This window comes from Iamia sp. SCSIO 61187, from assembly GCF_019443745.1.
Taxonomy (GTDB): Bacteria; Actinomycetota; Acidimicrobiia; order Acidimicrobiales; family Iamiaceae; genus Iamia.
Genome location: NZ_CP050948.1, coordinates 4,700,092 through 4,722,813, shown reverse-complemented (window position 1 = coordinate 4,722,813; position 22,722 = coordinate 4,700,092). Strand labels below are relative to the sequence as shown.

General features: G+C 74.7%; 19 protein-coding genes. 6 read left to right on the top strand and 13 right to left on the bottom strand.

The window, feature by feature from the left end; all coding sequences use genetic code 11:
* Positions 1 to 90: 90 nt before the first annotated feature.
* The 6 genes from HC251_RS22755 to HC251_RS22730 all read right to left on the bottom strand — a co-directional run bounded on the left by HC251_RS22755 (position 91) and on the right by HC251_RS22730 (position 9,388).
* The gene (locus HC251_RS22755) at positions 91 to 963 is read right to left on the bottom strand and encodes a 5'-3' exonuclease H3TH domain-containing protein (protein WP_219942912.1); all 873 of its coding nucleotides are present in this window, start codon (positions 961 to 963) and stop codon (positions 91 to 93) included.
* A gap of 148 nt (positions 964 to 1,111) precedes the next feature.
* Positions 1,112 to 3,544, bottom strand: coding sequence for a bifunctional diguanylate cyclase/phosphodiesterase (locus tag HC251_RS22750; RefSeq protein WP_219942911.1), 2,433 nt, complete (start codon positions 3,542 to 3,544; stop codon positions 1,112 to 1,114).
* Between the two features lie 309 nt (positions 3,545 to 3,853).
* A complete protein-coding gene (locus HC251_RS22745; protein WP_219942910.1) occupies positions 3,854 to 5,185 on the bottom strand; it encodes a hemolysin family protein in 1,332 nt (443 codons plus the stop codon).
* Entirely contained in the window at positions 5,182 to 6,552 is a 1,371-nt protein-coding gene (locus HC251_RS22740; protein WP_219942909.1) for a hemolysin family protein, read from the bottom strand. Before HC251_RS22740 ends, HC251_RS22745 begins: the two co-directional genes overlap by 4 nt.
* 213 nt (positions 6,553 to 6,765) lie before the next feature.
* Positions 6,766 to 8,367, bottom strand: coding sequence for a gamma-glutamyltransferase family protein (locus HC251_RS22735; protein WP_255566528.1), 1,602 nt, complete (start codon positions 8,365 to 8,367; stop codon positions 6,766 to 6,768).
* Positions 8,368 to 8,437: 70 nt separating this feature from the next.
* Positions 8,438 to 9,388 carry an oxidoreductase gene (locus tag HC251_RS22730; protein WP_219942908.1) on the bottom strand — a complete coding sequence of 317 codons (951 nt, stop codon included), beginning with the start codon at positions 9,386 to 9,388 and terminating at the stop codon, positions 8,438 to 8,440.
* 104 nt (positions 9,389 to 9,492) lie between these two features.
* Between HC251_RS22730 and HC251_RS22725 the strand changes: the two genes are divergently transcribed.
* The gene (locus HC251_RS22725) at positions 9,493 to 9,867 is read left to right on the top strand and encodes a CrcB family protein (RefSeq protein ID WP_219942907.1); all 375 of its coding nucleotides are present in this window, start codon (positions 9,493 to 9,495) and stop codon (positions 9,865 to 9,867) included.
* The gene (locus HC251_RS22720; protein ID WP_219942906.1) at positions 9,864 to 10,208 is read left to right on the top strand and encodes a CrcB family protein; all 345 of its coding nucleotides are present in this window, start codon (positions 9,864 to 9,866) and stop codon (positions 10,206 to 10,208) included. Before HC251_RS22725 ends, HC251_RS22720 begins: the two co-directional genes overlap by 4 nt.
* Positions 10,209 to 10,349: 141 nt before the next feature.
* Here HC251_RS22720 and HC251_RS22715 read toward each other — a convergent pair whose 3' ends face one another.
* Entirely contained in the window at positions 10,350 to 12,371 is a 2,022-nt protein-coding gene (locus tag HC251_RS22715; RefSeq protein WP_219942905.1) for a protein meaA, read from the bottom strand.
* Positions 12,372 to 12,486: 115 nt separating this feature from the next.
* On the opposite strand from HC251_RS22715, the gene HC251_RS22710 reads away from it, so the two are divergent.
* Complete coding sequence (locus HC251_RS22710) at positions 12,487 to 12,885, top strand: MmcQ/YjbR family DNA-binding protein (protein WP_255566527.1); 399 nt, start codon at positions 12,487 to 12,489, stop codon at positions 12,883 to 12,885.
* 12 nt (positions 12,886 to 12,897) lie between these two features.
* On the opposite strand, the gene HC251_RS22705 is transcribed toward HC251_RS22710, so the two are convergent.
* The 3 genes from HC251_RS22705 to HC251_RS22695 form a co-directional block, all read right to left on the bottom strand.
* Positions 12,898 to 13,869 (bottom strand): pirin family protein, encoded by a 972-nt coding sequence (locus HC251_RS22705; RefSeq protein WP_219942903.1) that lies wholly within the window; start codon positions 13,867 to 13,869, stop codon positions 12,898 to 12,900.
* Between the two features lie 64 nt (positions 13,870 to 13,933).
* The gene (locus HC251_RS22700) at positions 13,934 to 14,392 is read right to left on the bottom strand and encodes an SRPBCC family protein (RefSeq protein WP_219942902.1); all 459 of its coding nucleotides are present in this window, start codon (positions 14,390 to 14,392) and stop codon (positions 13,934 to 13,936) included.
* A gap of 35 nt (positions 14,393 to 14,427) precedes the next feature.
* A complete protein-coding gene (locus HC251_RS22695; protein WP_219942901.1) occupies positions 14,428 to 16,011 on the bottom strand; it encodes an adenylate/guanylate cyclase domain-containing protein in 1,584 nt (527 codons plus the stop codon).
* A gap of 131 nt (positions 16,012 to 16,142) precedes the next feature.
* Between HC251_RS22695 and HC251_RS22690 the strand changes: the two genes are divergently transcribed.
* Entirely contained in the window at positions 16,143 to 17,798 is a 1,656-nt protein-coding gene (locus tag HC251_RS22690; protein WP_219942900.1) for a metallophosphoesterase, read from the top strand.
* Positions 17,799 to 17,864: 66 nt separating this feature from the next.
* Here the strand turns inward: HC251_RS22690 and HC251_RS22685 are convergent, their stop codons facing one another.
* From HC251_RS22685 to HC251_RS22675, 3 genes are read right to left on the bottom strand one after another with little or no spacing between them, the layout of a single operon-like run.
* Positions 17,865 to 18,668, bottom strand: coding sequence for a glucose 1-dehydrogenase (locus HC251_RS22685; RefSeq protein WP_219942899.1), 804 nt, complete (start codon positions 18,666 to 18,668; stop codon positions 17,865 to 17,867).
* 51 nt (positions 18,669 to 18,719) lie between these two features.
* A complete protein-coding gene (locus tag HC251_RS22680; protein ID WP_219942898.1) occupies positions 18,720 to 19,547 on the bottom strand; it encodes an RNA methyltransferase in 828 nt (275 codons plus the stop codon).
* A gap of 10 nt (positions 19,548 to 19,557) precedes the next feature.
* Positions 19,558 to 20,943 (bottom strand): lipopolysaccharide biosynthesis protein, encoded by a 1,386-nt coding sequence (locus HC251_RS22675; protein ID WP_219942897.1) that lies wholly within the window; start codon positions 20,941 to 20,943, stop codon positions 19,558 to 19,560.
* Between the two features lie 118 nt (positions 20,944 to 21,061).
* Between HC251_RS22675 and HC251_RS22670 the strand changes: the two genes are divergently transcribed.
* Both HC251_RS22670 and HC251_RS22665 read left to right on the top strand, forming a co-directional pair.
* Entirely contained in the window at positions 21,062 to 22,027 is a 966-nt protein-coding gene (locus HC251_RS22670; RefSeq protein ID WP_219942896.1) for an alpha/beta fold hydrolase, read from the top strand.
* Positions 22,024 to 22,689 carry an alpha/beta hydrolase gene (locus HC251_RS22665; protein WP_219942895.1) on the top strand — a complete coding sequence of 222 codons (666 nt, stop codon included), beginning with the start codon at positions 22,024 to 22,026 and terminating at the stop codon, positions 22,687 to 22,689. The genes HC251_RS22670 and HC251_RS22665 overlap by 4 nt, the downstream gene beginning before the upstream one ends.
* Positions 22,690 to 22,722 lie beyond the last annotated feature (33 nt).

Below are 22,722 nucleotides of genomic sequence, written 5' to 3'. Positions count from 1 at the left end.
GAGGGCGATGGCGTGGAGCTGGGAGGGGAGCTCCGAGCCACCGCCCTCGTGGTCACCCCGGCGCCGAGCGAGCCGCGGCGCGGATCCTCCTCAGCGGGAGGCGGCCAGGGCCTCGGCCCGCTCGGCCAGGCCGGGGGCGTCGATGGCGGCGGCCACGGCGGCGAAGTCGTCCCGGGGCCCTGTCCACCGGAGCGCCTCGACCGAGGTCGGCACCGGGGCGTCGAGCTCGAGGGTGGCGATCCGCTTGAACAGCATGGCCTCGGCCCGACGCTCCTCGAGCGTCGCCGACAGCGCCCCCGCGCTCCGCACCTTGACGTGCCAGTGCGCCGGATCGTCGGGGATGTCCTCGATGCGCCCGAACGCCCGCAGGACGGCTGCGGCGGACTTGGCGCCCCAGCCGGGAAGGCCGGGGAAGCCGTCGGCCGAGTCGCCGACCAGGCCGAGCCAGTCGGGGATCGACGCCGGCGGCACGCCGTACTTCTCCTCCACCCCCGCGGTGTCGATGGTCGTCCCCTTCCGGCGGTCCATCTGCACGACCTTGCCGCCCACGCACTGGGCCAGGTCCTTGTCCGGTGTGCAGATCACGACCCGCTCGACGGCGTCGTCCTCGGCGGCCCGGAGGGCCATGGCGGCCAGGGCGTCGTCGGCCTCGTGCTCGACCATGGCCATGGTGCAGATGCCCGCCGCCTCCAGCACCTCCTCGAGGAGGGGGAACTGCGACGTCAGGGCGGGGTCGATGCCCGAGCCGTCCTTGTAGGTCGGCCACAGGTCGTTGCGGAACGACTCGATGACGTGGTCGGTGGCCACCCCCACGTGCGTCACCCCCTCCTCCAGCATGCGCAGCACCGATCCCACCGTCGCCCGGGTCGCCCCCACCTCCCGCCCGTCGGCGGTCAGGTGCGGTGGCGCCCCGAAGAAGTGCCGGAACAGCTCGTAGGTCCCGTCGACCAGGTGCACTTCCATGACGCGTGTCCTTGTTCTGCGAGCGATCCACCCCACCGGCGCGGAGCCGGGCCCGGGGCCCGGGTCCGAACCCTACGGCGGTGGCGACCCGTCGCTCGGGGCCGCGTGGCGTGGACCCCCGTGCCGGGCTTCTCGGGCGGCGTCGACCTCACCGGGGCGACGAGGCCATCCGTCCCGCGGCCCATCGAGCCAGGGCGTCGGGATCGAGCGGGCGGGAGAAGAAGTAGCCCTGGAGGGCGCCGCAGCCGATGGCGGCGAGCTCCTCGACCTGCCCCGCCGTCTCGACGCCCTCGGCCACGGTGAACAGCTCGAGGTGATCGGCCAGGTCCTCGACGATCTGGAGCAGGACCCGGTCGGTCGTCTCGGGGAGGCCGCGGATGAAGCTGCCGTCGATCTTCAGCTCGTCGACCGGCAGCGCCCGCAGCTGGGCGATGCTGGTGTAGCCGGTCCCGAAGTCGTCGATGGCGACGCGCACACCGCTCGCCCGGACCCGGTCGATCTGGGCCGCGGCGAGGTCGAGATCGGTGATGAGGGCCGTCTCGGTGACCTCCACGATGAGGCGGTTCGGTGCGAGGTCGTAGGCGCGGAGGGCGGCCTCGACCTCGGCCGGCAAGGTGGGCCGCATCAGCGTCCGGCCGGACAGGTTCACCGAGACGGTCATGTCTGCGAGCTCGGGGACGTCGGCCCACGCCGCCATCTGCGCGGTCGCAGCCTGCAGGACCCACAGGTCGAGCCGCACGACGAGGCCCGAGCGCTCGGCGATCGGGATGAAGTCGTCGGGCATCACCCAGGCGCCGTCGCGACGCCAGCGGATCAACGTCTCGACGCCGACGAGCGCCCCCGTCGAGGTGGCCACGATGGGCTGGAACACGAGGCGCAGCTCGTCGGCCCCCGGGCGCAGGGCGGCGGCGAGGGCCTCCTCCACGTCGTTCTGGTGGGCGACCCGGTCTCCGAAGCCGGCGTCGAAGCACACCACGGTCCCGGGCCCGACCCGCTTGGCGTCGTAGACGGCCAGGTCGGCGCGGTGGAGCAGGTCGGTGGGACCCGCGAGCGGTGACGAGGCCTCGTCCTCGGCGGCGACCCCGGCGCAGGCCTTGATCCTGTTCGCCTGACCACCGGCGCGGATCGGCTGGGCGACGGCTGCGACCATCGCTCGGGCCCTCTCGGCCGCATCGTCGATGGTCGCGCCGGAGAGGACGACGACGAACTCGTCACCGCCGAGGCGGGCCACGGTGCTCCCGGTCGGGGCGAGGGCGGCGATCCGATCGGCGACGACCTGCAGGACGAGGTCACCGCCGGCGTGGCCGAGCCGGTCGTTGATCCGCTTGAAGTCGTCCAGGTCGATGAAGATCGCGGCGGCACGGGGGCTCTGCCCCGCACACTGCTGGGCGAGAGCGTCCATGAGCGCGGCGCGGTTGGCGAGCCCGGTGAGCGAGTCGTGCGTCGCGTCGTGGGACAGCTGGGAGCGGAGGTGCTCGCGCTCGACGATGGACGTCGACAAGACCTCGGTGGACCGCTGCAGGGCGGCGCCGAGCTCCCCCGGGAGCGCCTGGTGCAGCGACGGGTGGTCGAGGTCGACGTCGGCCAGGGCTCGCCCCTTCTGCTCGAGCAGGCGCAGGGTGCCGACGACGTCGTTGAAGGCGACGGAGGCCGTCGCCACCTCTGGTGGCCCCCCGAGCGGGAGCGGGTCGAGGGTCAGCTCGCCACGACCGATCCGCTCGGCGTGGTCGGTCAGGCGGCGCACCGGGGTGACGATCGACCGCCCGAAGAGCACGGCCGCCGTCACCGACAGGGCGATGGCGAGGAGCACCAGGCCACCGGTGAGGCGCTCGTTGGCGCGGGCCTCGTCGGCCACGTCGTCGGCCACGCCGATCATCACCTCGGCCGCGATCAGGGGCAGCGCGTCGGCCTCGATCGTCCAGTCGATCGCCTCGAGCAGGGCCGCGCCGACCGCAGCAGGCTCGCCCGGGCGCCGGTCCGGGGAGGACAGGGAGGCGGACTCCACCTCGTCCAGCACGCTCCGGATGGTCGGCGGCACCTGGACGGTGCTGGACCAGTACGCGGCCACCGGTCCGTCCGGGTCGGTCACCGAGTCGGCGAACAGCTCGGAGAGGGTGGTGAAGCGGGCCACCCCCGCGGCGACCTGCGACTGCAGGCGCGGACGGTCCTCGGGTCCGGCGGCCCAGAGGTCGCTGAGCGAGGCGACGACCTCACCGGCGGCGTCGGGGAGGCGGATCGACCTCTGGAACGTCGTGCCGGCCGCGATGAGGTCGAGGTCGCCGAGCTCGACCGCGGCGAACCGCGTCGCGGTGGCGTAGCGGAGCATCACCTTCTCGGTCCGGGTCGTCAGCGGCCCCAGCCGGGCGCGGATCGTGTCCGGAGAGCGAACCCACTCGTCGCTCTCGGCTCGGATCTGAGCCAGCTCCTCCGGGTCGAACGGGCGGTGCTCCGGGGCCAGCCGGGCGAGCGCGTCGTCGGTGGCCGACGCCAGCGGGGCGGGCCCGTCGAGGATCTGCCGTCCCAGCTCGGTCGTGGCCAGCACGGCATCGGGCGGGCGTCGCTCCGGGACGAGGATCTCCACCGCGACCCGTTCGGCGAACAGCGCGGCCCGCAGGTTGATCAGCTGGTCGACGACCAGGACCCTCTCGGTGACGGCCCAGCGGACGCCGTGCGCGCCTCGTCCTGGCGGTCTGCCATCACGCGGCCGCCCATCACCGAGAGCGCGAGGGTGGGGACGGTGACGGCCAGCACCAATCGGGCGGCCACGGTCAGATGGGGACGTCGCGTGCTGTCCAACCTAGTGACACAACGCTCCGCGTAGGAGGGTCCCCACGTTAGGTGCTCGGCGGTCGGTGGGGTCCGTCCCGACCGGACCGCCCCGTCGAGGCGCTCAGCCGTCCTCGTCGTCCGGCTCCGTCGGCGGCGGGGGCGGACCCATCTCCAGGCGCATCTCGGTGATGGCGTAGCCGTCGACCCCGGTCACCCGCAGCGTCGAGCCGTCGACGTCGACCTCGTCGCCCACCACCGGCACGCGGTCGAGCGTGGCCATGAGGAAGCCGGCGACGGTGTCCCAGTCACCGTCCGGGAGCCGCACGCCGGTGTCCTCCTCCAGCTCGTCGGGGCGCAGCCCCCCGTCGAGGCCGAACACACCCTCGCCGAGGCGGCGGGAGCGATGGCCGGGACGGTCCGTCTCGTCCTCGAAGTCGCCGATCAGCTCCTCGAGCACGTCCTCCAGGGTGACGATGCCCACGACCACACCGTGCTCGTCGACCACGACGGTGAGCATCTGGGACTCCGCCCGCATCTCCACCAGCAGGTCCTCGAGGCGGTGGTGCTCGTGGGTGGCGGGCACGGGGCGGGCCAGCTCGCCGGCGGTGACCCCGGCCCGGTCGGGCGGGTCGACGAGCAGGATGTCCTTGGCGTGGACGGCGCCGACGACGTGGTCGAGGTCGCCCCCGTGGACCAGGATCCGCGACCGCCCCGAGGTGCGGGCCAGGACGGCCACGTCGCTGGCCTTGGCCCACTCCTCGACGGCCACGATGTCGCGTCGGGGGGTCATGGCCGCCCCGGCGTCGAGGCCGGACAGCTCGAGCGACCGGCTGAGGAGGCGGTGCTCCTCGGCGGCGATCGAGCCGTGGCCGGCGGACTCCTCGAGCAGCAGGAGGAGGTCGGACGGGGCGTGGGCCGTGGCCAGCTCGGGTTGGGGCTCGACACCCACCAGGCGCACCAGCCCGTTGGCCATGAGGTTGAGCAGGGCGATCGCCGGTCGGAAGAGCAGGGCGAAGGCGCGGAACGGGCGGGCGAGCGTGAGGGCCGAGGACTCGGGGTGGGCGATCGCCCACGACTTGGGCGCCATCTCGCCGACCACCATGTGGAGGAAGACGACGATCGAGAGGGCGATGGCGAAGGCGATGCCGTGGCGCACCCCGTCGGGCACCTCGCCGATGCCCTCGATGACATCCTCGAGGAGGTGGGCGATGGCCGGCTCGGCCACGGCCCCGAGGAGCAGCGAGCACACGGTGATGCCCAGCTGGGCCCCGGCCAGCATCAGCGACAGCTCCCGGATGCCGTTGAGGGCGTGGCGGGCCCGTCGATCGCCCTCCGAGGCCAGCTGCTCGATGCGGGAGCGGCGGGCGGCGAGGAGGGCGAACTCGGCCGCCACGAAGAAGCCGTTCAGGGCCAGGAGCACGACCGCGGCCGCCAGCGCCAGTGGCGCGCTCATCGGCTCACCTTCGCGTCGGGGGTCGAGGCGCCGTGGGCCGAGGCGCCCGCGATCGGTGTCGTCCGGCCCTCGTCGTCGACGACGAGCGGGGTCAGGCGCACCGAGGTGATGGCCCACCCCTCGAGGGCGAGGACCTCGATGGCGACGCCGGCGACCTCGACCCGGTCGCCGACCTGGCCGAGCCGCTGGAGCTGGGACATGACCAGCCCGGCGACGGTGTCGTAGCCCTCGCCCTCGGGCAGCTCGATGCCGGTCGAGCGGGCGATCTCGTCGTGGCGCAGCCGGCCCGGGACGGTCCAGGTGCCGTCGCCCCCGTCCTCGGCCTCGGGCAGGGCGGGGTCGTACTCGTCGCTGATGTCGCCGACGAGCTCCTCGACGATGTCCTCGAGGGTGAGCACCCCGGCGGGGCCGCCGTGCTCGTCGGCGACGATGGCCATCTCGGTGCCCTCCTTCCGCAGCTCGCCAAGCACGGTGCGGAGGGTGGCCGTCTCGGGGACGACCAGCGGCGGGCGCGTCAGGGCGGCCACGGGCGTGGTGTGGAGGGCGTCGTCGTCCACGTCGAGCAGGTCCTTGGCGTGGACGACGCCGAAGACGCCCCCGTCCTCGTCGACCACCGGGAACCGCGAGTGGGCCTCGCGCACCTTGCCCCGCAGGTCCTCGCAGGTGTCGGTGGACGGGATGGTGCTGACCCGGTTCCACGGGACCATGGCGGCCGCCGCCAGCAGGGTGCCGAAGTCGATGGCCCGCTCCATGAGCGCGGCCTGGCGCACCGAGAGCTTCCCGTGCTCGGCCGACTCCTCGACGATGATGTCCAGCTCCTCGACCGAGATCCCGCCGACCAGCTCGTCGACGGGCTCGATGCCGACGGCCCGCAGCAGGCGGTTGGCCGACCCGTCGAACACCCGGATCAGCGGGCCGGCGAGACGGAGGAAGACCAGGGTGGAGCCGGCCAGGGCCCGGGCGATGGGCTCGGGCTTGGCGATGGCCAGGTTCTTGGGGGCCAGCTCGCCGACGACCATCTGGGCCGCGGTGGCGAGGACGAAGCCGACCGAGAGGGCCACGCCGGCCTGGGCCCGCTCGGGGACGCCGACGGCGCCCATGACCGGCTCGAGGGCCTGGCCGAGGGTCGGCTCGGCGATGAAGCCGACGACCAGCGAGGTCACCGTGATGCCCAGCTGGGCACCGGAGAGCATGAAGCTCAGCCGCTTGTGGACCCGGACGGCGTGGCGCGCCCGCCGGTCACCGTCCTCGGCCCGCTCCTCCAGCTTCGCCCGCCGGGACGCCACGAAGGCGAACTCGGCGGCCACGAAGTACCCGTTGGCCAGGATCAGGGCGACGACGGCCAGGAGGCCCAGGGCGGTCCACACGGTGCGCTACGACCCCGCGGGGGCGACGGCGGCGCGAGCCGGATCCGGCGCGAGCTGGGGACTGGGGGGTTCGTCGCCTGCGGCTGCGGCCGTCGTCGCTGGCATGGTCGTCGCCACGGTAGCGCCGGGCGCGGTCGGACCCGTGCGTCCTGGCGTCGGGGCGATCCGGCCGCCGCACACGGATGGTGCCTGGCACCATCCGTGGCCGAGCGGTCAGGTGGTGGCCACGGCGGCGCCGATGACGCTGCGCACGTCGGCCGCGCCGGCGCGCATCCCGTCCTCGCCGACCTCGATCACGTGGGCGTGGCCGAATCCGGCCGGGTCGAGGGCCGCCCGCTCGACCGTGTGGCCCCGCTCGGCCAGACCGGTGCCCCAGGCGTCGGGGGCGTGGGCCTCGACCCGGACGACCTGGTCGGGCGCGGTCCAGGTGTCGAAGCCCTGGCCCGTCCCGGAGGCGAGGACGAACCGGGGGGCCTCGAGGGCGGTGCCGGGCTCCTCGCCGCCCACGAGCGTGCGGGCGAGGAGCTGGAGGACCACGTGGGGCTGGGAGTCCCCGCCCATGGTGCCGATCACCTGGCGGAGCGACCCGTCGGGCCGGGTCACGAGCGCGGGCGACAGGGTGTGCGGCGGCTTGCGGCCGGCCGCGTACTCGGCGGGGTGGCCCTCCTCGAGCGAGAACCCGATGCCCCGGTTGTGGAGGAGGATGCCGGTGCCGGGGACGGCGACGTGGGCGCCGTAGCCCGAGGCGTTCGACTGGATGAGGCTGACCCCCATGCCCTCGCCGTCGACGGCGCAGAGGTAGATCGTGCCGCCGCCCGCGGTGGGGGCGGTGACGTCGGCGCGCGCCGCGGCGTCGAAGCGGGCCGCAGCGGCCGCCACCCGATCGTCGGCCACCAGGGCGGCCCCGTCGGCCCCGTCGTGGAGGAGCCGGGGGCGGTCGTGGGCGGCCAGGCGCGTCGCCTCCACCAGGAGGTGGGCCCACTCGGGGGTGGTGGCGGCGGGCAGGTCGTCGCCGACGAGGGCCTCGACGATCGCCGCCGACAGGACCGTCAGGTAGCCCTGCGACACCGGCGGCACGGTCCACAGGTCGTGGCCCCAGACCCGGCGCCCGACGGGGTCGACCCACGTCGCCCCGGGCGTCGCCAGGTCGGCCGGGTCGTACTCACCCCGCCCGACCTCGACCAGCGCCTGGCCGAAGGCGCCCTCGTAGAACGCCTCGCGCCCGCCGAGGGCCACCGAGACGAGGGTGCGGGCCAGCTCGGGCCGGACGACCCGCCCGCCCACCGCCGGGCGGGCGGTGACCAGCTCGTCGCACCCCTCGACTCCGGCCAGCCGGTCGAGGGTGAACACGAGGAGCGGCGAGGCGGGGAACCCGTCGCCGGCCAGGCGGATGGCCGGGGCGAGGACGTCGGCCAGCGTGAGCCGGCCGTGGCGCTCGTGCAGGGCGACCCAGCCGTCGACGCAGCCGGGGACGGTCGCCGCCCGCACGTCGCCGGTGAAGGGCATGACCGCGTGGCCCTCGGCCCGGAGCCGGGCGGCATCGGCGCCCGAGCCGGCGCGCCCGGCGGCGTCGAGGACCTCGGGCGGCCCCGCCTCGTGGTGCACCAGGGCGAACAGGTCGCCGCCCATGCCGCACATGTGGGGCGTGGTCACGGTGAGGACGGCACTGGCGGCGATGGCGGCGTCGGCGGCCGACCCGCCGGCGGCCAGCACCTCGATGCCCGCGGACGAGGCGAGGTGGTCGACCGAGCAGACCATCCCTCCCGGCCCGTAGGTGGTCGGCCAGCGCCGGGTCGTCGGGGGTGTCGTCGTCATGGCCCGACGCTACCGACGCCTCCGCGCCCGGCTCGCCTCCGACGTGGGGCGGGCCCGGCCAGGGCTGGGATCAGGCGGTCGCGCCCTCGGGCCAGGGGTAGCGGACGTCGGTGAGCTGCTCGGAGACGTGCCACAGGCGGGAGGCGTCGGCGCGGGAGTGCGAGCGTTTCGTGCTCTCGACCCGGGTCGGGGCCCCGCGGGTCTCGAAGAGCCGGCTGGCGCCGAAGTACTCGCCGCCGCGGACGTCGGGCATGGTCGCGGCGTACAGCTGGGGCAGCGCACCGTCGGCGGCGGACTGGGCGGCGACCCGGTTGGCCAGCTCCATGACCCGGACCCCGACCGTGCTGCCGCTCATCTCCGGCCCGGCGGCCTGGAGGTGGGTCGCCGCGTACCCGGGGTGGGCGGCGACGGACGCGAGCGCCGTCTTGGCCGCCCGGGCTCGACGGTCGAGCTCGTAGGTGAAGAGCAGGTTGGCCAGCTTCGACTGCGAGTAGGCCACCCACCGCTGGTACCTCTTCGTGCTCTGGAGGTCGTCCCAGCGCATGCGCCCGGCCTTGTGTGCGCCCGACGAGGTGGTGACGACCCGGGGGGCGTCGGCGGCCAGCAGCTGCGGGAGGACCAGGCCAGTGAGGGCGAAGTGGCCGAGGTGGTTCGTTCCGAGCTGCATCTCGAACCCGTCGGCCGTCTCGGCGTGGGGGAGGGCCATGACGCCGGCGTTGTTCATGAGGACGTCGAGCTGCGGGGCCCGCGTGGCGATGTCGGCCGCCGCCGAGCGCACCGAGGCCAGGTCGGCCAGGTCGAGGGCGACCACCTCGGGCTCGGGCCCGGTCGCCACCGCCGCGACCTGGGACCGCGCCCGCTCGGCCTTCTCGGCGTTGCGGGCCGCCAGGAGCACCCGGGCCCCGGCGCCGGCCAGGGCGAGGGCCGACTCCAGGCCCAGCCCGCTGGTGGCGCCGGTGACCACCACGGTCCGTCCCTCCTGCGAGGGGATGTCGTCGACCGTCCACGGGTGTGCGCTCATGGTCCGAGCCTCGCACCGGACCTCGCCCCCTGCGAGCCGGCGCGCCGTGCCCGTCCCGACGCGTCGAGGGACGTCCGCCGCAGGGCGCCCGGTAGGTTCGGCCCGTGGACACCCGGCCGGCCGCGCTCGCCGTGGTGGGCGCCGGCGGTGCGGCCGGGGCGCTGGCCCGGTGGGCGATCACGGCCACGTGGCCCACGGCCGCGGGTGGGGTCGGGTGGGGGACGTTGGCGGTCAACCTGGCCGGCTGCCTCCTGATCGGTGTGCTCGCCGCCCGGCTCGGGCCCGACAGCCTGATCCGGCTCGGGTTGGGGACCGGCGTGCTCGGCGGGTTCACGACGTTCTCGACGCTGGCCGTCGAGACCGACCGGGGCATCGCCGCCGGACGACCGGGGCTGGCGCTCGCGGTGCTCGCCGCCTCCCTTGTGGGCGGCGTCGGGCTGGCCGCGCTCGGCGCCCGGGTGGGAGCGGGGGACCGGTGACGGTCCTCGCCGTCGCGGTGGCCGCGGGCCTGGGGGCCGTGGCCCGCCACCTCGTCGCGACCGCGGTCCGGCGCGACGGGGCCGGCATCGTCGTGGTGAACGTGGTGGGCAGCCTGCTGCTGGGCCTTCTCGTCGGCGCCCAGCTCGACGGCCGCCTCTCGACCTCGACGCTCACCGTCCTCGGCACCGGGTTCTGCGGTGCTCTGACGACCTGGTCCGCCTTCGCCCACGGCGTCGCCGAGGACCTGCGGGCGGGCGAGCGGCGGGTCGCTGCCACCCGGGTGGCGGTCTCGCTGGCCCTCGGCCTCGGCGCCGCCGCCCTCGGCCTGGCCCTGACCTGATCGGTTCTGTCGCGCTGAGCGCTCACCGATGAGCGCTTGCCGCGACAGAACCGCCGTCGGCCCGGGTGCTCTCGGTTCTGTCGCGCTGAGCGCTCACGGATGAGCGCCTGCCGCGACAGAACGGGATGGGGTCGAGGCGGGTCAGCTCTTGGCGGTCTCGATCACGTCGGTGATCGACTCCATGATGTCGATGATCTCGTAGTCGCTCGGCGTGTAGACGCGGGCCACGCCGGCGGCCTCGAGCTTCTGGACGTCGCTGCTCGGGATGATCCCGCCGACCACCAGGTGGATGTGGGCGGCGTCGTGCTTGGCCAGGCCGTCGGTGATCTGCTGGGCCAGCTCGACGTGGCTGCCGGACAGGACCGACGCCCCGATGAGGTCGACGCCCTCCTCGACGGCCGACTGCACGATGTCCTCCGGGCTCAGTCGGATGCCGGAGTACACGACGTCGAAGCCGACGTGGCGGGCCGACACGGCGATGACCTCGGCCCCGTTGGAGTGGCCGTCGAGGCCGGGCTTGCCGACGAGGATCTTGGGCCGCCGGCCCAGCCCGTCGGCCAGGGCCTGGATGCGGGTCCGCAGGGCGTCGACGCGGTCGCCGGCCAGGCCCAGGCGCTGGCCGTCGACGCCGGTGGCGGGGCGGTACTCGCCGAACACCTCGCGCAGGGCCCCGGCCCACTCGCCGGTGGTGACCCGGGCGAGGGCGCACTCGATCGACGGCTCCATCATCGAGCTGCCGTCGCGGGCGGCGGCCTTGAGGGCGTCGAGGGCGGCCTCGACGCGGGCGGCGTCGCGGGTGGCGCGCACCCGCTCCAGGCCCTCGACGGCGTCGGCGTAGGCGGTCTCGTCGATCTTGAACAGCCCGCCGTCCTCGCCGCCGAGCAGGGGGGAGGGGATGCCGTCGGTCCACCTGTTGAGGCCCACGACGATCTGCTCGCCGCTGTTGATCCGGCTGATCCGCTCGCTCATCGAGCGCACCAGCGCCGACTTGAGGTAGCCGGACTCGATGGCGGGGATCACGCCGCCCATGCCGAGGATCGACTCGATCTCGGCCCGGGCCTGCTCCTTGAGCTCGGCCACCTTGGACTCGACGACGACCGACCCCTCGAACAGGTCGGGGTACTCGAGCAGATCGGTCTCGTAGGCGAGGATCTGCTGGAGGCGCAGCGACCACTGCTGGTCCCACGGGCGGGGCAGCGACAGCGCCTCGTTCCAGGCCGGGAGCTGGACCGCCCGGGCCCGGGCGTCACGGCTGAGCGTGACCCCGAGGGCCTCGATCAGGATGCGCCAGGCGTTGTTCTCGGGCTGGCTCTCGGTGAGACCGAGGGAGTTGACCTGCACGCCGTAGCGGAAGCGGCGGTACTTCGGGTCGGTGACGCCGAAGCGGTCGCGGGTGTACTCGTCCCACAGCTCGCCGAAGGCGCGCATCTTGCACATCTCCTCGACGAACCGGATCCCCGAGTTCACGAAGAAGCTGATGCGCCCCACGACCCGGGCGAACTGGTCGTCGTCGAAGTGGCCCCGCTCCTTGATCAGGTCGAGGAGGCTGATGGCGTTGGCCAGGGCGAAGGCCAGCTCCTGGACCGGCGTCGCCGCCGCCTCCTGCAGGTGGTACGAGCAGATGTTGGAGGCGTTCCAGCGGGGCACCTCCTCCAGGCAGAACTCGTACATCTCGGCGATGATCCGGAGGCTGTCGGCCGGCGGGAAGATGTAGGTCCCCCGGGCCAGGTACTCCTTGATGAGGTCGTTCTGGGTCGTGCCCGTGAGCTGGCTGACGTCGACGCCCCGCTCGCGGGCCACGGCGATGTACAGGGCCAGGAGCCACATGGCCGTGCCGTTGATGGTCATCGAGGTGTTCATGTCCTCGATCGGGATCTCGTCGAACAGCACGCGCATGTCGTCGACGCTGTTGATCGGCACCCCGACCTTGCCGACCTCGGGGCGGGCGATGGGGTCGTCGGAGTCGTAGCCGCACTGGGTCGGGAGGTCGAAGGCGATCGACAGCCCGGTCTGCCCGGCGGCCAGGTTCTGGCGGTACAGGGCGTTGGACGCCTTCGGGCTGGAGTGGCCCGAGTAGGTGCGGATGATCCACGGCCGCTCCCGGGTGGGGTTGCCCTCGGCGTCGTAGAGCTGGTGGGCCTGGCGCTCGGGTGCCTCGCTCATGGTCCGAGAGTACGGCGTCGGCATCGCCGGCCCCCAGAGGGCGGGGGGCGGGGTCGGAGGACGTCGACGCCCGCACCCCCGGCGGAGACCCGGCCGTCGCGACGATGATCGGGGTGTGGAGTGGACCTTCGACACCGACCACCGTGCCCTCGCCCGGCTGCGGGAGATCTGCCTGGCCTTGCCCGAGACCTCGGAGCGGCTGAGCCACGGCTCGCCCACCTTCTTCATCCGCGAGAAGAAGACCTTCGTCATGTACCTCGACGACCACCACGGGGACGGCATCCTGGGGATCTGGTGCGCGGCGCCCGACGGGGTCCAGGCCACGCTCGTGGAGGCCGAGCCGGAGCGGTTCTTTCGCCCGCCCTACGTCGGCCACCGGGGCTGGCTGGGCGTCCGGCTCGACCGCGACGTCGACTGGGACGAGGTGGCGGGGATCGTCGCCGACGCCTACTGCTGCGTCGCCCCCAAGGCATTGGCCCGCCAGGTCCGCCCCGACCGGACGGACGGGGTCTGACCCCCTCCGTCTTCAGAAGCGGCCGAAGCGTCCGCTCTGGAAGTCCTCGTAGGCCTGCCGCAGCTCGTCGCGCGTGTTCATGACGAACGGGCCCATCCAGGCGACCGGCTCCCGGATCGGACGGCCGCCGAGGAACAGGACCTCGAGGGCGTCGGTCCGGCTGTCCTGGGTGGCGGCGGCCCCCACCGCGAGACCACCTGCGCCGCTCGCATGCTCGCCGGCGACCGACGGTCCGGGTGCGAAGACCACGGTCTGGCCCGCCGACACGGGGCGGCGGTCCGGGCCGACGTCGCCCTCGCCGGCCAGGACGTAGCCCAGGGCGTTGAACCCCTCGGGCCACGGGAGCACCAGCTCGGCGCCGGGGGCGACGGTGGCGTGGACCATGGCCATCGGGGTGTGGGTCGAACCCGGGCCGCGGTGGCCGGCGACGGTGCCGGCGATGACCCGGACGAGGGCGCCGGCGTCGGGCGAGCCGGCCAGGGCCACCTCACCCGAGCGCAGGTCCTGGTACCGGGGCGTGGCCATCTTCTGGCCGCTGGGGAGGTTCACCCACAGCTGGATGCCGTGGAAGAGGCCGCCGCTGGCCACCAGCGCCTCCGGCGGGCGCTCGACGTGGAGCAGGCCCGAGCCGGCGGTCATCCACTGGGTGTCGCCGTTGGTGATGACGCCGCCGCCGCCCTCGGAGTCCTGGTGCTCCATGGTGCCGTCGATCATGTAGGTGACGGTCTCGAAGCCCCGGTGGGGGTGCCACGAGGTGCCCTTGGGCTCACCCGGGGCGTACTCGACCTCGCCCATCTGGTCCATGTGGACGAAGGGGTCGAGGTCGGCCAGGTCGACGCCGGCGAAGGCCCGCCGGACGGGGAACCCCTCGCCCTCGTAGCCGGTCGGGGCGGTGGTGACCGAGCGGACGGGGCGCGAGTGGGCCCGGTCGGCGGCCGGGATGCGCTCGAGGGTGGTGAGGTCGTCGACGGTGGTGGCGGGCATCAGGGGCCTCCTGGACAGTAGTTGCACAGACAACTAACGTCCCGGAGGGTCCCGGTGTTCCCGGTCAGGTCGGCGGGGCGGCCCGGTGGAGCGCCTCGGCCAGGCCGACGGCGGCCTCGTCGCCCATCTTCCGGAAGCCGAGGGCGACGAGCGGGTCGGCGACCTTGGCCGGGCCCTTCATGACCAGGTCGGCGTCGTAGGTCACCGCGGTGGTGCGGACGTCGCCCTCGACCGCCTCGACCGAGATCCGGTCGTAGGAGGTGAGCACCGGGGTCTCCGACACCGCCAGCAGGCGACGGGCGGCCGGTTCCCACTCCTCGATCCGGTAGCGCATGGTCCGCACACCGCCCGCGGCGCGCACGGACACGTCGTACTCGGAGCCGACGCCCGGCCCGTCCCCGACGACCTGCTCCGACGCCTCGATGCTGGGGTCCCAGTCGGCGAGGTGGCGGAGGTCGGCCATCCAGGCGAAGGCGGTGTCGGGGTCCCAGCCGGTGGTCTGGGTGGTGGTGTAGCGGGCCATGGCGGTCGCTCCCCCCGGACCGCCGGGCCCAACCCTCAACCGTCGGCCGATCGGGGCACGTGGAGGACGGTCGGCGCCGTGCGGCCCCGCAGGGTCACGGTGTCGACCGCCTCCCAGAGCCGGGCCTCGGCGTCCGCGGCCGCGGCCACGGCCGACCCGGAGGCGACCATCCCGCCCGGCACCTCCTTGGCCATCTCCGTCAGGCGGGCGGCCTCGTTCACCGGGTCCCCGATGACCGTGTACTCGAACCGCTCCTCGGCCCCGACGTTGCCGGCCACAGCCGGCCCGGCGGCGATGCCGATGCCGGCGCGGCAGTCGGGCACCTCGGCCGCGAGCCGCTCGGCCAGGGCCCGACCGGCGGCGAGGGCGCACGTGGCCGGGTCGTCGTGGGGTCCGGGTGCCCCGAACACGGCCAGGGCGGCGTCGCCCTGGAACTTGTTGATCCACCCGCCGTGGTCGTCGACGGTCGCCACGACCACGGCGAAGAACCGGTTGAGCACCTCGACCACCACCGCCGGGGGCTGCTCGGAGGCGAGCCGGGTCGAGGCGATGATGTCGACGAAGAGGACGGCGATGTCGCGCACCTCGCCGCCGAGCGACGACTCGTGGTCGACGGCCTCGGCCGCCACCGCGGTGCCCACGTGGCGGCCGAAGAGGTCCCGGATCCGCTCGCGCTCGCGCAGCCCGCCGACCATGCGGTTGAAGCCGTCCTGGAGGAGGCCGACCTCGCTCCCGTCGTACACGGGGATCTCGGCGTCGAGGTCGCCCGCCTCGACCCGGGCCAGACCCTGGCGGACCGAGCGGATCGGGTCGGAGACGGCCTTGGCGCCCAGCAGCGTGGCCCACAGCCCGACCGCCAGCGAGGTGCTGCCGAGGGTGATCATGGTGACGGCCAGGGAGAGGCGCGACGTGTCGGACTCGACGGCGGCGAAGGTCCCCGAGATCACCAGCCCGAGGACGGGCACGCCGGCGCCCAGGGCCCACGTCAGCAGCTGGCGGGCCATCACGCCGGGCAGCCGGGGCCGGTCGAGGCTGCCCTCGGCCAGGGCCCGCGCCGCGAGCGGTCGCAACCTCCGCTCGGTGATGAGGTAGGTGAGGGTGCTCGTCGTCAGGCCGCCCAGCACGATCGGGAGGCCGACGCGCCAGATCAGGCGGGGGGCGATCAGGCCGTTGACCGTGGCGAAGACGACCGCCGACGCCAGCCACAGCCGGAGCTGCACCCGGAACAGCCGGATGGGGCCGCGCAGGACCGCCTCCTCCTCCGCCTGCGTCGGCCTCCTCCCCTCCAGGAGCCACCGACGGGCCGGGCGCAGGCTGCGCGAGCCCCACAGCGTCCCGGTCAGGACGGCGATCGGCACCCAGATGGACACCATCACCAGGTTGACGGCGACGGCGTGGTCCTCGTCGGGGATCGGCCCGGACGGCAGGACCCAGACCCCGAAGGCGAACACGGCCACGGCGCCGAGCAGGTTGGTGAGCCCGACCGACAGGGCGACACCGGTGGAGACCCGCCACACCAGGAGGCGACCCTCCTGCGCCGCCTCCGTCGACACCGGTCGGTTGCGACCGGGCCGGTGCTCGGGGTGGACGACGGCGTCGTCGGTGACCGGCACGGGCATGGCGACAGCCTGGCAGCCCGCACCTGGCGGGGTGGCGTCCACCCCGGTCGGTGCCTCACGCCACCGGGATGGCGTCGATCGGCACCGGACGTGCGATCGCAGGTCCGGCGGCGGTGCGGTAGGCAGGGGCGGTGGACGACGCCGACGACCGCCGCAGGCGCTGGGTCCCGTCGCTCCCGAGGTGGCTGCCCCGGCGAGACAGCCTCCCGTCGCTGCCGGGGTGGCTGCCCCGGCGAGACAGCCTCCCGTCGCGGCCGGGGTGGCTGCCCCGGCGGGACCGCCTCCCGTCGCCGCCGGCCTGGCTCCGTCGGCTGGGCCGGATCGCCCTCACCGTGGCCATCGCCGTGGTGGGCGGGACCATCGGCGTGATGGCCTTCGGCGACACCCCGGCCGAGGTCGGGCCGTTCGACGCCACCTTCTCGGCCCGACCGTCCCTCGCCGGGGGGACCGAGGTCCACCTGGCCCCGCTGGGGCGGATCACCCTCGACTCCCACCGCGGGCCGCTCGGCCTCGACCTGCGGGTCGACGAGCTCCAGGCCGACGAGGCCCGGGCCATCGCCGAGGACCCGACGCTGCTCGAGGGGCTGGAGGCCGAGCTCGACGACGAGGTGCGGTCGGCCGTGCAGCGGCTGGCCCTCCGCATCGTCGTCACCGCCACCGTCGGCGGGGCCGTCCTGTCCGGGCTGCGGCGGTTCCGGCCTCGCGAGGTGCTGATCGGCGGGCTCGTGGCCCTGCTGGCCACGGTCGGCTCGATGGGCGTGGCCGCCCGGACGTGGCGCTCCGAGTCGTTGGCCGAGCCCCGCTACTCGGGCGTCCTCGCCCTCGCCCCGACGGCGGTGGGCGACGCCCGGGACGTGCTCGATCGGCTCGACGACTACAGCGCCCAGCTCGCCGGGCTGGTCGAGAACGTGGCCGTGCTCTACCAGGCGGGTGACTCGATCCGCTCGTTCCAGCGCGACAGCAGCACCGTGGCCGTGCTCCACGTGAGCGACCTCCACCTCAACCCGCAGGCCTTCACCCTCATCGAGCGGGTCGTCGCCCAGTTCGCCGTCGACGTGGTCGTCGACACCGGCGACATCAACGACTGGGGCACCGAGCTCGAGGGTCGGTTCGTCGAGCTGATCGAGGACGTGGGCGCGCCCTACCTCTACGTGCGGGGCAACCACGACTCGCTGGCGACCCAGCGCGCCGTGGGCCGGCAGGAGAACGCCTTCGTCCTCGACGACAGCACCGTGACCGTCGGCGGGCTGCGCTTCTGGGGCATCGGCGACCCGCGCTTCACGCCCGACAAGGAGCGGGCCGGCAGCGGCGAGGACCAGCAGGAGGTGGCCGACGCCTTCGCCGACGACACCGCCGCCGGCCTGCGCGACTCCGCCGGGGTCCAGCGCGTCGACGTGGCCCTGGTGCACGACCCCCGCACCGCCGCCGAGCTGGGCGGGCTCGTGCCGCTGGTCCTGGCCGGCCACACCCACCGCCGCGCCGTCGACGACCTGGGCGACGGCACCCTGCTCCGGGTCGAGGGGTCGACCGGCGGGGCCGGCCTGCGCAGCCTCCAGCGGGACGAGCCGGTGCCGCTCCAGGCCTCGATCCTCTACTTCGACCGGACCGACGGGACGCTGCGGGCCGTCGACGGCATCACCGTGGCCGGCGTGGCCCAGAGCGACGTCCGCATCGAGCGCGAGGTCGTCGCCCCGCCTGACGAGGACGCCGACGGGGACGACCCGCAGGCCGACGACGAGGGCCCGGACCCCGACGACGGGGACGCCACCACGACCACCGAGGGCTGAGCGCCGTCGCCCGCCGCGGTCGGTGGCAGATGTCTGACGCTCGTCCCGGATCTGCCCCCGAGCTCGTCAGGGGGTGGGCTCGAGCGGGGGCGTGGGGAGCGACAGGACGGTGGTCTCGGCGCCGCCGTCGACCTCGACCACCTTGCCGGTGATCCAGGCGCCGGCGGGGGAGCACAGCCAGAGGGCGGCGGCGGCGATGTCGGTGGGCTCGCCGGCCCGACCCATCGGCGTCCCCGCCTCGAGGGCGGTGCGCATGCCCTCGTCGGTCATCACCACGTCGAGCGACCGGGTCGCCACCGCCCCCACCGACAGGGCGTTGACCCGGACCCGCGGCGCCCACTCCACCGCCAGGCTCGTCGTGATCTTGTTGAGGGCGGCCTTGGCCGTGCCGTAGGCGGTGAAGCCGGGGACGACCTGCTGGCTCGACCGGGACGACACGTTCAGGATCGCCCCCTCGCCGGCGGTGTCGACCATCGCCCGGGCCGCCAGCTTGGCCAGCTGGAAGGGCTGGACGGCGTTGAACCGGAAGGCCCGCTCCATGAAGCCGGCGCTGGTGTCCATGGCCGCCCGCGGCGGCGTCCCGCCGGCGTTGTTGACCAGGATGTCGAGCCGGCCCAGCTCGGTCGCGGCCCGGCCGACGAGCTCCTCCAGGGCGGCGTCGTCCATCACGTCGGCGGGCAGGGCGAGGGCCCGGCGGCCGAGCGCCTCCACCTCGGCGGCCACCGCCTCCACGTCGGCGGGGGTGCGGGACGAGACGACGACGTCGGCCCCGGCCTCGGCGAAGGCCAGGGCGCAGGCCCGGCCGATGCCCTGGCCGCTGCCGGTCACGATGGCCACCTTCCTGTCCAGGCGGAAGCGGTCGAGGATCACGGGGCACCTCCGGGTCGAGCCGATCTGACGGGTCGTCAGGTCGAGCGGACCCTAACGGGCTCGGCCGTCGAACCGGGCCCGACCCAGCACGTAGCAGGCGATGCCGGCGGCGACGCCGACGTTGAGCGAGTCCACCCCGACGGCGAGCGGGATCCGGGCCCGCACGTCGGCGGCGGCCTCGGTCGCCTCGGTCAGGCCGGGGCCCTCGGACCCGAGGACCATGGCGACGCGGGCGTCGGCGTCCACGGCGTCGGCCCAGGCGTGGAGGTCGACGGCGTCGGGCGCGGGGGTCAGGGCGACGACCGTGAAGCCCGCGTCCCGCACCGGGGCCAGGCCGTCGGGCAGCGGCCGCAGCCGGGCGTGGGGCAGGGCGAAGCCGAGCCCCATCGACGCCCGGTTGGCCCGCCGGTAGAGGGGGTCGCACGACGCCGGGTCGAGCAGCAGGGCGTCGACGCCGAGGGCGGCGGCGCTGCGGAGGATCACGCCCATGTTGGTCGGGTTGACCACACCCTCGGCCACCACCACCCGCCGGGCCGAGGCCAGCACCTCGGCCGGGTCGGGCAGGCGGCGGCGGGCGAACGCCACCAGCGCGCCCCGGTGGGTCTGGTAGCCGGTGACGGCGGCGACGACGGCCGGCCCGACCCGGTGGACGGGCACGTCGGCGGGCAGCCCCGGGGGCAGCGGGTCGTCGCGCGCCCCGTCCACCATGGCCGACAGGGCCTGGTAGCCGGCGGTCAGGGCTCGGCCGGCGACCAGCTCGCCCTCGGCCACGAACACGCCCTGCATGTCGCCGCCGGGCGCCTCCCGGCGGCGGCGCAGGTCGTGGTCGCGCAGGCCCATGAACACCGCCAGGCGCGGGTCGGTCGGGTCGTCCAGCACGGGGCGCCGGTCAGGCGGAGTGCACGTCGAGGGTGATCCCGACCTCGGTGGCGTCGGCGGCCGTGCCGGGCTCGTCGAGGGCGGGGTCGTCGTCCACCGTCGGGTCGGCCTGGCCCCGGGCGTGGCTGATGCGCGACGCCGCGATGGCGACCACGGCCGCCACCACGTTGCCGATCAGCCACGAGATGCTCGCCCCGTCGATGCCGTCGGGGGACAGACCGCCCTCGGGCACGAGCAGCAGTGCCGGGATGACGATGGCGGCGGTGAGGGCGAGGGTGATCGCGACCGTGGCCGAGTGGCGGTGGAGGATCCGCACCTCGGACAGCAGGAGCGACGTGATGGCCCACGGGATGCCTGCCGCGACCATGGCCGGCAGGACGCGCGCCGCGTCGGAGTACCCGTCGCCGTACACGGCGGTGACGATGTCGCGGCCCACGGCGGTCACCATGGCCCCGGCGACCATCAGCCCGAGCGCCAGGACGAGGGCGAGGCGCACCTGAGACCGGAGACGGGCGCCGTCGCGGCCGCCCTCCGCGAGGAGGGCCTGGCCGAGCGCCGTCGGCACGTAGAAGGCCACGGCGACGATCCCCCAGGCCACGTTGAAGCTGGCGTAGCTCTCGGAGCTGACCGAGGCCAGGACGATGACCGGGAGGGCGAAGTACGGCGCCTGGTAGGCCAGGGTGGAGAGGTAGTTCACGGCCGAGTAGCGGATCGCCTGGGCCATGGCGGCGGGGCGGGGCCCGAGGCGCATCCGGCCGCCGGCGAAGCGGGGGGCCAGGAAGGCCCCGACGTAGCCCGAGAGGGCGACCGGGCCCGACGAGAACACGAACAGCCAGAGGGCGCGGTGGCCGTGGTCGCGGGCCAGGAACAGGAGCGGGAACCGGACCAGCCCGACGAGGGTGATGCGGAACATCACCAGGTTCCAGCGGCGGGCCGTCATGCAGCGCACGTCGGCGATCATCGACAGGGCGGCGCCGATGGTCGTCGCTGCGAACACCAGAGGTCCCAGGAGCCCGTCCCAGTCGGTCAGGACGTCGGTCGCCGACGAGTGCAGCACGGCGACGTAGCCGAGCCCGAGGATGCCGGCGATCGTCGACGTGGCGATGACCGCCCAGGTGAAGGTCGTGTCGGAGTCGTCGTCGCGGTCGGCGGCGTAGCGGGCCAGAGCAACGGGCAGGCCGAGGCTCGCGAGGTAGGTCACGAACAGGATCGACTGCGACAGCTTGGCGGCGCTGCCGACATCGGCCTCGACGTCGAGCTTCGCCGCGATCAGCCAGAAGATCGCACCGGAGCCGGCCTGGATGGCCGCCCCGACGACGAGCAGAGCGGAGCCCTCGAGGAGGTGGCGGTGCCGCTTGGCCCGCTTCAGGCGCGCCCTTGCGATCCCGGATGCCACAGGCACCAGAAGATACCGGTCATCGGCCATCCGGTCGCCATCTGTCCCTCCCGGGGACCCGGTGGCGCGCCGGCACCGGCTTGACCGGCGGGTCAAGGGTGGCGGGTAGCCTCGCCCGGTGCCTGCGACCGACCCGTCCGCCCCGGCCCGGGCCCGGCTGGCCTCCGAGCCGCCGCCCGACGGGGTCGACCACGCCTACCCGGGCGCCCGGCGCCCGGACCGCCACCGCTGGCTCGAGAGCCACGGCCTGCGCCTCAGCGTCTGGGAGTGGGGCGACGAGTCGGCCCCGCCGCTCCTGTGCGCCCACGGCGGCTTCGACTTCGCCGGGACCTTCGACGGCCTGGCCCCGCTCCTGGCCGACGCCGGCTGGCGGGTCGTCTCCTGGGACCAGCGGGGCCACGGCGACTCGGCCCACCCGACCCTGTACTCGTGGGAGGCTGACGTCCGCGACGCGGTCGCCGTCATGGCCACGCTCGGCACCCGGCCCATGCCGGTGCTCGGCCACAGCAAGGGCGGCGCCCTCATCCTCCAGCTGGCCGAGTCCTGCCCCCACATGGTGAGCGCCGTCGTCAACCTCGACGGCCTGCCCTCCTCCCGCAGCTGGCCCGACGTGCCCGAGCACCACCGGGCCCGCATGCGCCTGAAGGAGACGACCTCGTGGCTCGACCACCGGCGCGCCGCGGGCGGCAAGACCCGCCGGCCGGGGACCCTGGAGGAGCTGGCCGAGCGCCGGGGGAAGATGAACCCCCGCCTCGACCCGGCCTGGCTGCGCTACCTCGTGCCCATCGGGGCCGAGCGGTCCGCCGACGGCTGGCGGTGGAAGATCGACCCGACGCTGCGGATGGGCGGGTTCGGGCCCTGGCGGCCGGAGTGGTCGATGTGGCGCCTGCCCAGCCTGGGCATGCCGACCCTCTGCGTCCTCGGCCGCGAGATCGAGGTGATGGGCTGGGGCACCCTGCCGGAGGACGTGGTCCCCAACCTGCCGCCGGGGGGCCGCTTCGTCGGGCTGGAGGGCGTGGGCCACTTCGTGCACATCGAGCAGCCGCGGGCCATCGCCGACCTCGTCCTGGAGCACCTCTCGTGACCGGCGAGACCGTGGTGCTGCGGCACAACCGGGTCGAGCTCGCGCTCCACCACCTGCGCGACGCCGTCGACGACGAGGTGCGGGCCCTGCTGGTGCTGCACGGTCTGGGCGAGCGCACCCCCGACGCGGCGCCGGCGTGGACCGACGGCTGGCCGGGCCCGGTGTGGGGCCTCGACCTGACCGGGCACGGGGCGTCGAGCCCGTCGCAGGGCGGGGGCTACACGGCTGAGATCCTGATGGCCGACGCCGCCATCGCCACCGACCACCTGGGCACGGCGACCGTCGTCGGCCGGGGTCTCGGGGCCTACGTCGCCCTCCTCGTCGCCGGCGCCTGCCCCGAGCAGGTGCGGGGGGCGATCCTGCTCGACGGGCCCGGCCTGGCCGGTGGCGGTCCGGCCCCGGGCTCGCCGATGGTCGTGGCCGGGGCGGTGCTGCCCGACGGCCCGCCCGACCCCTTCGCCCTGGTCGAGCTCACCCGCGACGTCCGGCCGCCGGACTACGCCATGTCCTGGGTCCACCAGGCGATCGAGGGCTCGGACCTGGAGACGCCGCTCGCCGTCGCCGCCACGGTCCGCCCCCCGTGGCTCCTGGCCGTCGCCGGCTCCCCAGGGGTCGCCGACGTCACCCTCGACGAGGCCCTCGCCCTCTACTCCACCCCCTGACCCCCGCAACCTTGTCCGGAACCCTGCCGAGGA